Annotated in this window: 9 protein-coding genes; all 9 read right to left on the bottom strand. The window is 61.3% G+C overall.

Going from position 1 to position 15,349, the window contains the following annotated elements; translation table 11 throughout:
- Positions 1 to 3 precede the first annotated feature (3 nt).
- The gene (locus tag G463_RS0107845) at positions 4 to 666 is read right to left on the bottom strand and encodes a ferric reductase-like transmembrane domain-containing protein (protein ID WP_026974721.1); all 663 of its coding nucleotides are present in this window, start codon (positions 664 to 666) and stop codon (positions 4 to 6) included.
- The gene (locus tag G463_RS19405; RefSeq protein WP_156900133.1) at positions 654 to 1,568 is read right to left on the bottom strand and encodes an FAD:protein FMN transferase; all 915 of its coding nucleotides are present in this window, start codon (positions 1,566 to 1,568) and stop codon (positions 654 to 656) included. Before G463_RS19405 ends, G463_RS0107845 begins: the two co-directional genes overlap by 13 nt.
- A gap of 8 nt (positions 1,569 to 1,576) precedes the next feature.
- On the bottom strand, positions 1,577 to 2,173 hold the full coding sequence (locus tag G463_RS19400; RefSeq protein WP_169725444.1) for a peptidoglycan-binding domain-containing protein: 597 nt from the start codon (positions 2,171 to 2,173) through the stop codon (positions 1,577 to 1,579).
- 162 nt (positions 2,174 to 2,335) lie between these two features.
- Complete coding sequence (locus tag G463_RS0107830) at positions 2,336 to 3,505, bottom strand: sensor histidine kinase (protein ID WP_026974720.1); 1,170 nt, start codon at positions 3,503 to 3,505, stop codon at positions 2,336 to 2,338.
- A 5-nt stretch (positions 3,506 to 3,510) separates the two neighbouring features.
- Complete coding sequence (locus tag G463_RS0107825; RefSeq protein ID WP_026974719.1) at positions 3,511 to 4,191, bottom strand: response regulator transcription factor; 681 nt, start codon at positions 4,189 to 4,191, stop codon at positions 3,511 to 3,513.
- A gap of 248 nt (positions 4,192 to 4,439) precedes the next feature.
- Entirely contained in the window at positions 4,440 to 5,099 is a 660-nt protein-coding gene (locus G463_RS0107820) for a TetR/AcrR family transcriptional regulator (protein WP_026974718.1), read from the bottom strand.
- A gap of 83 nt (positions 5,100 to 5,182) precedes the next feature.
- Positions 5,183 to 6,214, bottom strand: a complete 1,032-nt coding sequence (locus G463_RS0107815) for an ABC transporter permease (RefSeq protein ID WP_026974717.1) — start codon at positions 6,212 to 6,214, stop codon at positions 5,183 to 5,185.
- Positions 6,211 to 6,957 (bottom strand): ABC transporter ATP-binding protein, encoded by a 747-nt coding sequence (locus tag G463_RS0107810; RefSeq protein WP_051322077.1) that lies wholly within the window; start codon positions 6,955 to 6,957, stop codon positions 6,211 to 6,213. Before G463_RS0107810 ends, G463_RS0107815 begins: the two co-directional genes overlap by 4 nt.
- 154 nt (positions 6,958 to 7,111) lie before the next feature.
- The gene (locus tag G463_RS19395) at positions 7,112 to 15,208 is read right to left on the bottom strand and encodes a GH36-type glycosyl hydrolase domain-containing protein (RefSeq protein ID WP_051322076.1); all 8,097 of its coding nucleotides are present in this window, start codon (positions 15,206 to 15,208) and stop codon (positions 7,112 to 7,114) included.
- Positions 15,209 to 15,349 lie beyond the last annotated feature (141 nt).

Here is a 15,349-nt window from a genome sequence, read left to right as displayed (position 1 = left end):
TTACTATGTCCGGCTCGGTTTGTGCACCGGGCGGGTCGGCAGAAACCGCCTTGCCACCAGAAGGAGAAACAGGGCGATGGGAATCAGGTACACCACCGCCGCCCACAACGAGGCGCTGTCCGAGCCGGTGAACAGGCCGTGCAGCGTCACAAGGATGAACATCGGCATGGACGAGTAGTGAATCCAACGCCATACTTTTACAGACATTCGCTCCCGAATGTACGACGAGATCACCAGCACCACCCAGCCGTACAATGCCAGGACGCCGAAACCGGTGAAAAGCGGTCGGTACTTGGCCGTGAATGCAACCAACAGGCCGACCAGCCCAAATGGCACGGACGTGTCCTGATACAATCCGAACAGGTGAAACAATAAAAAGGGAAGCACAAGCAGCGCAGCGTACTGGTGCATCTGCGTCATCAGCTTGCGCAGCCGCCACCTGTCCCAGAATGCGCAGCTGGTGGACAGACCAAGCAGCACGGCCAGAGACAGCATTCCGTACGACGTGAATCCGGCCGCTCTGGCCATGTACCAATAGAACTTGTTGGCCGTGGCCTGCCCCGGGGCGGCGAGGTGCAGCGCTACGAATGAACCGGCGAGCAAGAGAACGGTCATGACCCAGACAAACGCAAACGGAACGCGTTGACGTTCGTTCAGGAGTTCCATGCATGCACCACCTCCCCTGATTTCAGGACCAGCACAAAGCCACCGACAGCGCGCTTTTGCAGCCATTGCCTGCCCGCATCCGCACCGAGCAGCAAGCCCACTTTTGCGAGCACCTCCGCGCGCACCAAATCGGGGTGGAGCGCGGAACAGGAAACCACGTCCGAGGCCGCCGGCACGCCGAAATACGGGTGAATCAGGTGGTGAACCGGCGTCCCGTGGAACGACCAGCGTCGACGGTACGTTCCGCTCGTGGCGACGGCCATGTCGGTCACGTCCAGCATGAGCACATTGTCTCCCTCACCGCCGAACGGATTGGCAATCCCCACGCACCACGGCCGTTCCCCGTTCGAGCCGCGGCAGACCAAGTCCCCGCCGGCGCTCACCAGGAAGTTCCGCATGCCCCACTGCTCCAGGACCAACGCCGACCGCTGCACAATCCAACCTTTTGCAATCCCTCCGAGGTCCAACTTATAGCCGGGATGAAGCAGGACCCTGTGTTGGGACGGATTGATTTCAAACGGACAGGTGGTCGGAGCCTCGTACGGATGCGACGAGTTCAGACGCACGACGGGTCGCCCCTCCACCTGTTCAAACGAAACGTCATATCCAATATGCTCCAACACCTGACCAAGGCATGGATTGAACAGGCCCTCCGTCTCGTCAAACGCTTGTTTGGCCAGTTCGAGAACGCGCACAGTCTCTTCACGCACCGTCACCCACTGTCCAGGCGCGGCGTTGATCCGGCTGACGTCGCTATCCTGGCGAAATCGCGACAGCATCGCCTCCAATCGCTCCATTTCGTCCCTCGCACACTGCAATGCGCCATCCGCCTCCACGGGTGCGCCGTCCGCCACCAGCATCTCCACATCGGTTCCCATGGCTCGAAATCGCAGACGATTCATGGCAGCCGTCACGACCCGGACGAAACAATCACCGGAACCGATTGCTGACTCGGCTCGGCACTTCCGAAATTGCCGCTGGACGATGGCGCCGCGGAGGTGACGGAACTGGCACCGGCTTGTCCGGCGGCGTTCCGCAGGGCGTTCCACGTCTTCTGGTCCACCGCTCCGGTCGCCGACAAGCCGTGGTCCGCCTGAAACGCTCGGACAGCCGCCGCGGTCACGCTGCCGTATGTCTGGGTCACGACATGGTGAAAGTACCCGAGTTTGGACAGCCATGCCTGAATGGCGCTGACGCCCTGGCCGTGGGATCCGATTTGATACAAAATCTTATTCGCAGTGCCACTCGTATGAAGCGGGGACGACGGCTTCGACGAGGTCATGGTTTGCGCAACGTCGTGACGGGTTCCCGTCACTTTCTGCGGCACTGCCGCCGTGGTCGAAGTGGCTGTGCGATGACCGGTCGACGCGGATGCGATCTGATGCCAAAGGGAGAACAGGGAACCGAAGGCAACCACCGGCGTCCCCCAGGACAGGGTGGTCAACCACAGGCGAAGCTTGCGCTCCCGCCGCTGGCGGGCCAATTGTTTCTCTTCCACCGTCGGCACGTTCATCAGCCTCCTCTCCGTAACCCTACATCCCATCCATCAAACGGACTTCAAACAGGTGATACAAGCTGGTCATGAATTCAAATCACTCCCGTTCAGCGACCAGCATAGCGGTGAAACCTCAAAACCATCTCAAGCCGATCCAAGCGGCCTGGTAGGACATCACAGCTTCACCTTTCGCGGCACCGTCACCGTCGTAATCACCCATGGACCGTCCCGCTCAATGTCCATCCGGCCACGCATCTCCTGCAGAATGCGACGGGCAATTTTCATGCCAAAGCCGCGGGTGGCGTCTGCCGGCGCCTCCCCGATGCCCTTGCGACTGCGATTGCGCAATCGAAATTGCACCGTCGCAGCCCATGCCGTAAGAGACCACGTCGCCTGACTCCCCGCCTCCGCATGATCCGCCAAATTTTTGCACACGACACTGATGAGGCGCGTCCACATCTCCGGCGTGGACATCACGAACAATCCCGGCTGCGCATGTCCGGCCAACTCGATATGGCGCTGCTGCAGCAGCGGCTGGAATCGATCAATCACCTCTTCCGTCAGATCGGACACAGCCACCGGTTGCAGCGGCACCTCGAACGGTTCGGCGTTCAGCCGCGAGAGATACAAAATGTCCTTGACAAGATTGGCGGCTTCCTGGATTTCTCGGCTCAAATCCTCTCGAACGGCCGAATCCGCGACATGGGTGCTGACAATGGCGCTCATGGTCGCCAGCGGGGTCTGCAATTCATGGGAGATCTCCGCCAACATTTCCTGATGCGCCTGCCAGGTTTTTTGCGCCGGGATGAGTGCCTTTCGAGCAATCCAGAGGTGAAACAAAACGGCGCACAAAATCCCCGCCACCCCCAGAGACAGGAGCACATCTCGGACATGTTCCAACGTCTCGTGCGCCTGCGCCGTGGACTCACAGGTCACCACCAGTACGCGCTGCCCCGCCTGGGTGAACGTTTTCGCAAACATGCGGTAAGGCGAGTCCCCCACCATCATGGTGGTGTAGTGGCCATCTTCCGCGTGCGCCAACATATCTTCGGAAGAAATCGGCGAATGAGGCGATATGTAGTCGGCGTGAGCCGTGTGAATCAGCACGTACATGCTCATTCCCTGGTCGTCCGAGGTATCCAACTGGGACCAGATGTCCGGCAACGCTCCAGGTTCCATCAACCGGTCATGAACTTCCATGTATTCGGAGCGGAGGCTTACTTCTGATACAAAGCGCAGGTATCGTTGCAGTTCGAAGTACACAAACCCGCCGAAGCAGGCGAGCAGCACCACGGTTCCGAGAATCATCAACGAGGAAATCTGCAGGTAAAATCGCTTCAGCATCCCGCTCACCTAGGATTGGGGTGTATCATATAACCTTGGCCCCGCACGGTTTTGATAATATTTTTGATCCCCAACTGCGCGCACTTCTTGCGCAGAAAGTACACATACGTGTCCAGCGCATTGTCGGCCAGTTCCGCCTCCGGCCCCCACACGTGGTATATCAACTGATCTCGCGACAACACCTGATTAGGGTGGCGCATCAAGCACTCCAACAGCAAAAACTCCTTGCTGGACAGTTCCAGGTGCTGGCCGTGATAGGACAAGGTGCGTGAATTTCTGTGCAGCGCCGCCTGGCCAAGCGTGATGACATCAATGGCGGTGTATCCAGCGGCACGCCGGATCAATGCCTCAATACGCGCGATGAACTCACTGGCGTTGAACGGTTTCCCCAAATAATCATCGGCACCAGCATTCAGTCCGTGGACTCGGTCTTCGGGCGCGTTACGCGCGGTCAACATCAGAATCGGGGTGTGAATCCCCAGTTCCCGCAGTTTCGCCACGAACTCCATGCCATCGCCATCCGGCAGCATGACGTCCACCACCATGCAGTCATGCGCGCTGGTCATGGCCAAATCAATGGCGTTGAACACCGTATCCGTATGGTCCACTTCAAATTCGTGCTTTTGCAGAAGCTCCGTTAATGCGCGGGCGAGATGAGCGTCGTCTTCCACCACCAACACTCTCACCGGCACCCCTCCTTCCGCCGCTGCGCCGGCCATCCGCATTGGGTGGAGGCCTGTCCTTGTCACTCAGTATACCCGGTCTACTTCAAAACTGTTTCAACCTTGCATTGACTGCGCAAATCGAGAAAATGGTATGTTCGTTTTCTCGGCACGAACATTCACTCTACATTCGTGCATCTCCAAATTGGAAACGGACCTATGCGGGCGGACAGGGAGGGGAGAAGTTCTCGAGCGGTATCCGCATGGCTTCATCAGGACGGCCGCAGACCCTGCATGATGAAGCGGACGGTGTACTCCATTTCCTGTGGGTCATCCCAATCCAGCTCGGGCACCAGGAAGAAGCGGGCGAACAAATAGCCAATCACGGTCGAAGCGGTCAACCGCATCACGGTATACGGCGGCATGTCCACAATCTGCCCCTGTGCCTGAAACCGCTCCACGATGACACGGATGCGTTCGATGACCTGTTTGCCGACGTGTTCCTTGAACTGCGATTGCAGTTCCGGTTGAAAGGGGATTTCGTGGATCATGATTTTCAAAATGGGAAAGTACTTTTTCGCGAATTCCAAGCGATTCTGCAAGAGCGCTCGAACAAAGTCCTCGTAGCGGACGTAGTTCGAATCCAGCACCTCGTAAAAATCGCGCAGGACAAACGGCGCGACCAACTTGGACATCACGGGAGCGACGATGGACACCAACAGATCCTTTTTCGTCTTGTAGTGCCGGAATATGGTCCCTTCCGCCACACCCGCGCGCTGCGCGATTTCACTGGTGGACGTGGCAGCGTACCCCTTCTCGGAAAACATCTCAATGGCTGCCTGCACAATCTTCAACTGCTTCTCGGTGAACTTCTCGTCCTCGTCGCTCAGCCGAAGCAGTTCCGCGACCCATTGTTCCACCTGATCCGCCACGTGTCCGCACCTCTCTGAATTGAAATGCTGAGCGCGGCCTGCGGAAAATTGGCCCGCCACCGCGCCCATTCCATATCACGATACTAAACTCTTCGGTACTTCCGCAACGAAATGGTGTTGGCCACCATGAACACCAGCGAAAACGCGAGCAGCATCAGGAGATCCGGATAAATGTCCGTGAGACCTCGCCCGCGGATCATCACGTCCCGCAGCGCATCGGCAGCGTAGGACAACGGCATCATCTTGCCGAGCCAGCGCAGCCACACCGCCATGTTGTCCATGTTGAACAACCCGGACAGGAAGATTTGCGGCACAATCACCAAAGGAATGAACTGCATCATTTGAAACTCCGAGTTCGCAAACGACGACAGCAGCGTCCCCAGAGTCAATGCGGTCATGGACAACAGCAGCGTGACCAGCAACAGCAGCACCAACTGGCCGTTCATCATCAGCCCGAGGCCGTAGACGGCAAACGCGGTCAGGACCGCCGACTGAAGGGTGGTGAAAATGCCGAACCCAATCACATATCCGAGCACCATTTCCCAGCGCCGAAGCGGCGTCGCCATCAACCGCTCCAGGGTTCCGCTCGTCCGTTCCCGCAAAAAGGCAATCCCGGCAATCAAGAAGACGAAGAAAAATGCGAATACCCCAATCAATACCGGACCCACGCCATCGAACGTGGACATGTCGGCCGATCCGTACAGATACGTGATGACCGACGTCGGAACCCCGCCGACGGGCGCCGCATGGGTGGACAGCGCCTGTTGCAGCAACAGCAGCACCGATTTGTTGATGGACGGATCGCTGCCTTCCAGTCTCACCTGCAGCGTTCCCGAACTCCACGCTACATAGGCGTCCAATTCATGCGATTTCAGCGCGGACTCCGCCGCCGCAGCCGTATCATAGGTGGACACGTCAGCACCCGCGCGGGAGAGCTGGGCCGTCCACTGCGCCGGCAGCTGAACTGTGCCCACGTGTGGATGATAGGCGTTTCCGTTGAATACCAGCGACACAAGCCACAGAACCAGGAGCGGCGCAATGAACATCAGCCCCAGCGTACGCTTGTCGTGCCAGAATTGACGGACAATGCGCAGAATCAACGCACCAAGCCTCATTGTTCGCCACCTCCGTACACAAGGAAGGCTTCCTCCACACTGCCGGCTCCGGTGTCCTGCTTCAATTGCTCCGGCGTGCCGACCGCCATCACAACGCCATTGCGGATCAATCCCAGGCGATGGCATTTTTCCGCTTCGTCCATCACGTGCGTCGTGACCAGAATGGTGGTTCCCGCCTCGCTCATCCGCTTCAATTCGTCCCAGACCGCCTTGCGCAGGACGGGATCAATCCCCACCGTCGGTTCATCCAGAATCAGGATTCCCGGTTGGTGCAGCAGCGCGATGGCGAGCGACAGCCGCCGCTTCATGCCCCCGGAGTACGCCGACACCACCCCATTCATGGCATCGGACAGGTTCACCAGCTCCATCACCTCGGCCATTCGCTTCGCCCGTTGCACGCCCGACAGCCCGTACAACGACGCGAAAAACGCCAGGTTCTCCTTGGCCGTCAGTTCCGTGTACAGCGCATCCGATTGAGCCATGTAGCCAATCTTGCTCAACATGCCAAGGCTCGGCATGCGCACGCCTGCCACCTCCACCTCGCCGGAGGTCGCATCGTCCAATCCTGCAATCAACTTCACCAATGTCGTTTTGCCCGATCCGGACGGTCCCAGCAAACCGAAAATTTCCCCGGACTCCACCGTGAGCGTGATGTCCCGCAACACGTGCTTTCTGCCGAACGACTTGTGCACCTGCGCCACACGGATGGCCGTCTGCCCCTTGGCCGCAGTCCCATGGGTCATTCGCATCACCTCCAGAATAAGAGTGAGTAATCACTCACACAAGACCACCGTACTTCAATCGAACTGGAAAGTAAAGGACGTGTGCAGCCGAAAAGAGGCTGGTCCACCGGTGCCCAGACACCGAGGGACAGCCTCTGTCCTGGTTGATACGCGGTTATCCGACCGTTTCCAAAGGTGCTGCCGGTGCATTGACCTCCACCGTATGGATCTTGCCGTCGTTCACCAATTCCAGTTCATCCTGCCCGGTCATGGCCACGCCGTCCACCACCCAGCGGGGCGCGTCCTCGGACGGTTGACAGTGAACCGTGATCTCATACACCGTGGCACCAAATCGATACCTTACCTGAAACGACGCCCACGACTCCGGCACGCAGGGGCGAATGCGCAAACGATGGCCGCGACGGGTCACCCCGAGCACAGATTCAAGCCCCACTTGATACATCCACCCGGCCGCGCCCGTGTACCAGGACCATCCTCCCCGCCCTTCGTGCGGCGGCGCGGTGTAGATGTCTGCCGTCATCACGTACGGTTCGTTGCCGAATTGCGCCACATCCCGCTCCGACTGCGTGTGTGTGATGGGATTGAGCAACTGGAACAACGCGTGCGCCTTGTCCCGCGCGCCCAACATGGCCCACGCCGCGATGCTCCAGATCACCCCGTGCGTGTACTGCCCGCCGTTCTCCCGAATGCCAGGAGGATAGCCCTGGATGTAGCCGGGGCTCGGCATTGTCTCATCAAACGCCGGGGTGAGGAGGCGAGCCACGCGGAGGTGCGGATCGACCAATTCCCGTTCAAAGGAACGCATGGCCCGCCGCTGGCGTTCTTCGGAAGTCCCTTGGGACAACACCGACCAGGACTGGGCGATGGCATCGATGCGGCATTCCCTGTCCTGGATGCTGCCGAGCCACGTTCCAGCATCGGTGTACGCGCGGCGGAACCAGGCGCCGTCCCACGCGAATTCGTTCAAATTGCGCTGGAGACGCTCGGCCGTCTGTTTGAACGCCGCCACGTCCGCCTCGGGCAGCACCCCCGCCGGGAAATGGGTGAATCGGTTCAGCACGTCGAGCAGGAACCACCCCAGCCACACGCTCTCCCCGCGGCCGCGGGCGCCGACCTGGTTCATCCCGTCGTTCCAGTCGCCAATTCCCATGTGCGGCAGTCCGTGTTCGCCGAAGGAGCACGCACGGCGGATGGCGCGCAGACAATGGTCCAGAACCGTGCCGGTTTCGGTGGAAACCACCGTATCCTCGTACCGCTCCGTTTCGTCCGGCTTCAGCGGTTCACTGTGCAGATACGGTACACGCTCGTCCAATAGGCCGGTGTCTCCGGTGTGCTCCACGTAACGGGAAACGGCGTACGGCAGCCACAAGAGGTCATCGGAATACCGTGTGCGAATCCCTTTGCCCGTCTCTTCGTGCCACCAGTGTTGAACATCGCCTTCTTCGTACTGATGCGCCGCGTTGCGCAGGATTTGCGCTCTGGCGATGTCCGGATCCGCGTGAAGCAAGCTGAGCGAGTCCTGCAACTGATCGCGAAAACCGAACGCGCCCCCCGCCTGGTAAACCGCGGTTCTCGCCCACAACCGGCAGGCCAGCGCCTGGTACAACAGCCAGCCGTTGAGCAGGACATCCATCGCCCTGTCCGGGGTTTGCACCTGAACCTGACCGCAGATTTTGTTCCAGTACGCATCCACGTCCCGCCGTGCCAGCGCGTACAGTCCGGCGTGCCGGTACTTTTCCACCAGCCACTTCACCTCCGCGCGCGACGACGTGCAGCCGAGCAAAAGCATGACGGTGGTCTCGGCCCCAGCCGGGATCTCCACCACCACCTGTACGGCGCCGCAGGCGTTGGCGAAGCACCCGGCCTTTCGCGGCAACTCCGGATAGGCGAGGGCAGCCGGCCGTTGATGACTGCCGCCGCGGCCAAAGAACGCCATCCTGTCTCCCGTCCACGACCAGTTCACACAGTCGGCAGCCACCTGCCCCTCCACCTGCGGAGCGACGTGAAGAAAGGCCACCGCGTCCCGAAACGCCTGCTGGTAGGTGTTCCAGGCGAGCAGCGTGCGGCAGTCATCATCCCACTCCGTCACCACAAATGGAGATTGCGCTTCCCGGTCCACGCCAATCACCCAATCGGCGAAATACGTGATGGCGATGCGCCGCGTCACCCCGCTCTGATTGCGCAGGTGCAGACGTGTCAATTTGACGGGGTGATCCAAGGGAACCACCGTCTCCATGGCGTGCGTGATGTCGCCGTCCAGTTGTTCCACTCGCGTGTATCCGAAGCCATGCGTCACCCGGTAGCGCCGGTTTTGTCCCGCCGGCTTCGGCGCGGCCGACCACGCTTCACCGGTCTGTGTGTCCTGCAGGTACACCGCTTCTCCGGGCGGATCGAGCACCGGGTCGTTGGTCCAGGGCGTCACCTTGCACTCTCGCGCGTTCTTCCACCATGTGTAGCCTGTTCCAAGCTCCGTGACGAGGGTTCCAAAGTGGGGATTCGCCAATACGTTCGTCCAGGGACGCGGTGGCTGTTTGCCCGGCTGCACCAAGATCTGATACGCCCGGCCGCCTTCCACGAACCCGCCATAGCCGTTGGCGAATTCGGCGCCGGACGCCAAGGCAGCAGGCAACCCCCGGGCTGGCGAATGCGCCGCCACCAGCTCCGGTGCGGTGGCGAGCGTCGGCCAATCCTCGGCGGGGACGCTCAACTGCGCCGCCAGGCTGGGGCCGCCAGCGCGCAGCCACACGCGCGCCGTCGCCCGCAGCAAGGTGAGTTCCGCGTCGGACAATCGATCCCTTTGGACGGCCGTCACCCGCTGCATGTTTGCCACTCCGTGCATGGCCAGCTCATCCTGAAGGCGGTGCATCCACACGTCCAGATAGCCACCGCCGGTGTCGTCGAGCACCACCAGGTCCAGTGGGAGTCCGAGCCCGCACAGATACTGGTGCATCCGCGTCACCCGCGCCAAGAATGGAAAGTCCGCGGCATGCTCGAACTGAACCACGGCGATGGGCGCATCGCCGCTGATGCCGAGCGGCCAGAGCGCAGACACGCCGAGCAGGTTTCGCCTCACCGCCTCCCTCCGGGCGCGCGGCATGGTGGCCTGATACAGCCATCGACCGGCGAACATCTGCGCCTCCGCCGCCTCTTCGGCAGACAATCCCAGGTGCCGGAGATCCATCTGCGCTCGCACCCAGGCATGGTCGAACACCGCGTCCAGCTGGGCGGGTTCGCAAAGCTGCTCCATCGCGTGGAGCACCTCATCGCGAGACGCGCCAAGTCCGGTGACAAAATATACCACCGCCTCCGCGCCGGGCGGCAGGTGAATGCCGCGGCGCACAACCAAGGCGGGATCGGCGACAGAACCTACCGTTCCCTGCAGTTTTCCCTGCAAGCCGCGGGGCGCCGCCAACTCCGCTCCGCGGCCGATGAATGCGGCTCTGTCCGTCTCGTACTCCACGTCCCCAACCACCGGACCATCAACGAGCACGGAGTGTCCGGCCCAGCGCTCCTTCTCCTCGGCGTCGCGCGGACGGCGCTTGGCAAGCAGGCACTCGTGCGAACGCTCGTACTGTGTCTGGACAAACAGCTTGCTGAACGCCGGATGTGCGCTGTCCGTCGACTGCGGAGCGAGCGCCAGTTCCAAATACGACGTCACTTCCAACGTTTTGGTCGCCTGGCTGCGGTTGATCAACTTCAGTCTCCGCACCTCGGCGTCCAGGTGGGGGGACACGGCCACCTCGTACCGACTTTCCACACCGTTCTGCAACGTTTCATAACAAGTTTTATCCAGCCGAAACTGCACGTTCCAATCCGTGTCTGCCGATGCGCACGGATAGCGCGCCGGGCTCCAGGTTTCGTCGGTCAGCGGATTGTGGATGTACACCGCGATGCCGCTTCGATCCATGGCAGCATCCTCTCGCCAGCGGGTCACGGACGCCCCGTTCCAGAGCAGCATCCCGGTGCCGTCCTGCGTCAGCACACTGGTGATGCGGCCGTTGGACAGCACGTTGACTTCCGGCAGCGGCGTTGGCGCGTGAAACGTGCGGGTTCCGGTGTGCCGGTGCGCGTCGAACGCCGGAGGCTTGGCGTCGCGATGGGCGGTTTGCACCGTCCACGACACACGTGTCGGCGCGCGTTCCTGCAGCAACAGCTCCGCCGCCCGCACGTTGGGATGGGCGTGAAAGCGGCGGATGATGCTTTCGTCGCACAGCAAATTGGCGATGGCCAGAAGACCCATGCCCTGATGATGCGCCATGAAACTCTTCACCACCTCATGGCGGCTGCCGGGCGGCAGGCGGCGTTTCGTAAAGTCGACCGCTTCGTAGTATCCGTACGGGCCCATGGCGCCCAACCGCTCGTACTTCCGGAGCGCCTCCAGCGCCACCTCGCCCGCAAAGGGTAGAGCCAGCAGAGCGGCGTACGGCGCGGTAACCAACTGCTGCTCCAAGCCCCTGTCTAAGCCGAGGCCGGGAACGCCAAAAGCGCGGTATTGGTAATTGTGCTGGTAGTCGAACGCATAGTAACCGCTTTCGGAAATGCCGAAGGGCACGCCGTTGCGTTCGGCAAAGGCGCGCTGGCGGTGAATGACGCCTTCGTACGTCTCGGCCCAGATGGTTCCGGGATACGTTCGCATCACCAGGCTCGGCATCAGATATTCAAACATCGTGCCCGACCAGGATAGGAGCGTTTTCCAACGCGCCACGCGCGTCATGGTTCGGGCCAGCGTAAACCAGTGCGTCACGGGGACCTGACCGAGGGCAATCGCGACAAAGCTCGCCTGACGCGCCTCCGACGCCAGCAGGTCGTAGAGAATGTCGTCCTTCCGCTCCGCATCCACGTGGTGCCCGAGTGACAACAGTCGCTCGTCCGCATTGTAGAGCGGCCGGAAATCGGTCGCGGTGACCAATTGGTCCACCGTTTCCCGCAGCGCCGTCACCCTGATCGCCCACTGCGGATAGCGTTCACCGCAGCCGCGCAGGGCCTCGTGCACGACCATCAGACACGTGACCAGATTTCCAGAATCCACGGTGGATACGTACCTGGGCGGCAAGGGCCGCCCGGTCTGCGTGTCGTACCAGTTATACAGGTGGCCGTGCCACTTTTCGAGCGATGCCACCGTCTTCAGTGTCCGCTCGAGCCGGTCGAGCATGTCGGCCGCATCAATCATCCCAAGGTCCCACGCCGCCACGACACAGGCCAGGTAGAGCCCGATGTTGGTGGGCGACGTCCTGTGCGCCACCGTTTCCCGCGGGTGGTACTGGACGTTGTCCGGCGGCAGCCAGAGATCCGCTTCGGTGACATAGTGGTTGTAGTACGCCCAGATTTTTTCGGCCAGCCCGCGCAGATTGGGTTCCGCCTGCTGCAGCCACGGCCGCTTCGGGTGCCGCCGCGGCCGCCCGAGCCAACGCGCAACCGGCCTGGCCGCCAACCACAGCCCCAGCGCGAGGACAGCCGAAGCACGCCCAGTTTGGGTCCCACTCGCAAAGGCCGCTGCGACCCACGCCAACGCGGCGGCGTAGCCGGCGGGTTCGTAGACGAAGACGCGCCCACCGTTCGCCTCTCTGTCGGTGTGTGCGGATGGCACCCATTCCAATAGACGACGGTGGCTCACCCCCATCCGATACAGCGATCTGGCCACCGCGTCCACCTGCAGCACGGCAGTGAACGGCAAGACGAGCGCCTGCACCAAGCATTGCGCCGTCGCCACCACCACGTCTCGACCGCGCTGTCGGCCGCCGACCGACAGAACGGCGGCGCGGAGAGCGGGCAAGAACAGAGTCAGCAGCACAAGTCCCTCCCACGCTGCAGGAGAGCCGGGCAGCCACCCCGCCCCCAGCGCGGATACCACAAACAGGGCCGGATGCAGCAGACTCCGCCGGCAGTGATCCACAATGTGCCACCGAGCAATGCCGCACAGGTCGTTCAACTGCCGCTCGCCCGCGCGATTGGGACACACGCGTCCCAGCCAGCGCAGCAGCTGCCAGTCTCCGCGCACCCAGCGATGCTGCCGGCGCTGATAGGCGTAGATGGTCTCCGGATGGGCCTCCACCACCTCGATGTCGGAGGCGAGCCCTGCGCGCAAAAACCCGCCCTCGAGGACATCGTGGCTCAGAACCTGGTTGTCCGGAATCCGATCCGCCAGCACCCGCCGGAACACAGCCACATCGAAAATTCCTTTGCCGACGAACACCGCCTGGTCAAACCAGTCCTGATACGGGTTGGAGACGGCGAATGCGTACGGATCGACCCCGGGTTGTCCCGCCCACAACGCCGCGAAGCGCGACGCTTGGACGGACGCATAACTCGCGCCGACACGCGGTTGAATCACCCCGTATCCGGCCACCACCCGCGTCCCGGAGGCGTTCAACCGAGGTCGGTTGTACGGCAGATGAATGGTTCCGGCAAGTCTGCCCACCACCCCTATGGGCAGCTTGGTGTCCGCATCCACCGTGAGGATATAGCGAATCTGGGGAAGGACCGACTCCTCTCCGACCACGGTCTCAAAACTGGTTTCCCGCTTTCCGGCCAGGTATTCGGCCAATTCGACCAACTTTCCGCGTTTGCGTTCCCACCCCATGTACACGTTGTCCGCTGCATTGTGCCGACGCGCCCGGTGAAACAGAAAGAACGTGTCCGCGCCGTATTCTCTACGCAAGTCATTCACAACTGCCACCGCGTGCTCTACCAGTTCGGCGTCCTCCGGGTGTTCGGCGGTGGGTGCATCTGGAAAATCGGACAGAACGGCGAAGTGGATATTCCGCTGACGGTTTGCGAGGTAGTGGACGCGAAGTGTCTCCATCACCTCGTCCACCTCCGCGATGCTCGACCACAGAACCGGTACCACCACCAACGTTTTCGCGTCGTCGGGCAGTTCTTCAGAAAAGTCGTAGCGGAGCAATGGCGTCGGTCGGCAGCGATGTTCAATCCAACTGTGCGCCACCGTCACCGCCCACTCACTGACCGGAATGGCGATGGCGAGCAGCACCGCAACCCAAGCCCACGGCGATGCAACGCCGCTTCGCCCCACCACTGTCCCAACGGCGATGAGGCCCGCCGCGAACAGCAGAGCCAGGCCGGTCAGATAGGAGGCGAGCGGGTGTCTGCGAAACACCCATCGAGGCAGCGGACGCGGACGCGTCTGCTCGCGTATGGCCCCACGCAAAGCCCGCAGGCCTTCCGGATGCAAGAGATAGAATGCGAGACAGGCGGAGCGAGGAATGTCCGTCTGGGTGTCGTTCACCAAATCCCACTCCCGCTTGGCCAGCCGGACCGCGGTCTCCGCAACCAGCGTCTCAGGCACGCGCAGCTGCTGAGCCACCCGGACCACGCGCTGACGTAGAACGTCGCGGCTCTCCATATCCATCCGCTCATAATCGCCGGTCGCATCCTGCAACAGTCTCTGCTCCACCTCACTGATGGCGATGAAGGTCTGCCGCCACGGGTGGCGCTCCAACGCGTGCAAACTGCGCACCAGATTGCCGCACATCACCTGTTGATCCGCTTGGAGTTCGCGCTCGTATGAGACCATCTGCTCGAGGCTGTGCATGCCGTTCTCAACATGAGCGATGAGCCATTCTCTCACCGTCTTGATATCCGCATTCCACTCGCTCAAATGGCGCACCCAGTGCACAACTTCCGTTGCTGTGAGCTCCCGCCCCCCGATGCTGTCTTCGAGCAAGCCGCGAATATCTTCCGACGTCAGGCTCCTGGACCGCGCGGAGGTCAACAGAGTGTGAATCCGCTCGCAGGTTTGATGGTGGTGACGAACCACACGCATGACCGCGGCCAACTGTCGAATGATGGCCACGCGCATAGCGCTGGGAAGAACCCAGCACTCTATCGTCTTCAGCACACTGACCTGTTGGTACGCCTGAAGGAACCGCGTCAACGTCGCTGGATCGTAACGGCCGTCGACCGCTTCCAGATACGCGTCACAAAGAGCATACACGCGCGGAGCACCGCTCCCTTGGAGGCGGGGCAGCAACCGCAGCACGTTTCGCGGCAGTTCGCGCATCACAACGTGCGCCTGGGTTTCCAGAAACGCAATGTGATCCAACAGCCAGTCTTCCGCTGGCTGCACGCAGATGGATTTGTGGCGAGTCAGTTCAACTGCAAACTGGTGCAAGCTATCCACATCCGCTCGAAAGCGAGGCAAAAACCGCCCCTCGGGACGGCGTGCGGATGCCGTGTCATGCGTCAAAGCCAACGCACGTGCACGCGCTTGCAATTGCTCAGTGTTTAGAATCATAGGGGCCTCCTCAGCACGGTACACCGGTGTGGCAGCACATGACGTGGTGTCCGGCAAATGGGTAGCATATGAAAATATCCCCAGAATGCCCCCGATTTATGAGCTATACTTGTGCAGAACGAAAGCCTACCACCGACGAAA

This window comes from Alicyclobacillus contaminans DSM 17975 (assembly GCF_000429525.1).
Classification (GTDB): domain Bacteria; phylum Bacillota; class Bacilli; order Alicyclobacillales; family Alicyclobacillaceae; genus Alicyclobacillus_A; species Alicyclobacillus_A contaminans.
This window is presented reverse-complemented; position numbering and strand designations above follow the sequence as displayed.

Excerpts from the sequence above, each read along its gene's own strand:
- G463_RS0107845 (WP_026974721.1), bottom strand. The coding sequence starts at position 666 with ATGGAACTCCTGAACGAACGTCAACGCGTTCCGTTTGCGTTTGTCTGG.
- G463_RS19395 (WP_051322076.1), bottom strand. The coding sequence starts at position 15,208 with ATGATTCTAAACACTGAGCAATTGCAAGCGCGTGCACGTGCGTTGGCT.
- G463_RS0107815 (WP_026974717.1), bottom strand. The coding sequence starts at position 6,214 with ATGAGGCTTGGTGCGTTGATTCTGCGCATTGTCCGTCAATTCTGGCAC.
- G463_RS0107830 (WP_026974720.1), bottom strand. The coding sequence starts at position 3,505 with ATGCTGAAGCGATTTTACCTGCAGATTTCCTCGTTGATGATTCTCGGA.
- G463_RS0107810 (WP_051322077.1), bottom strand. The coding sequence starts at position 6,957 with ATGACCCATGGGACTGCGGCCAAGGGGCAGACGGCCATCCGTGTGGCG.
- G463_RS19405 (WP_156900133.1), bottom strand. The coding sequence starts at position 1,568 with ATGAATCGTCTGCGATTTCGAGCCATGGGAACCGATGTGGAGATGCTG.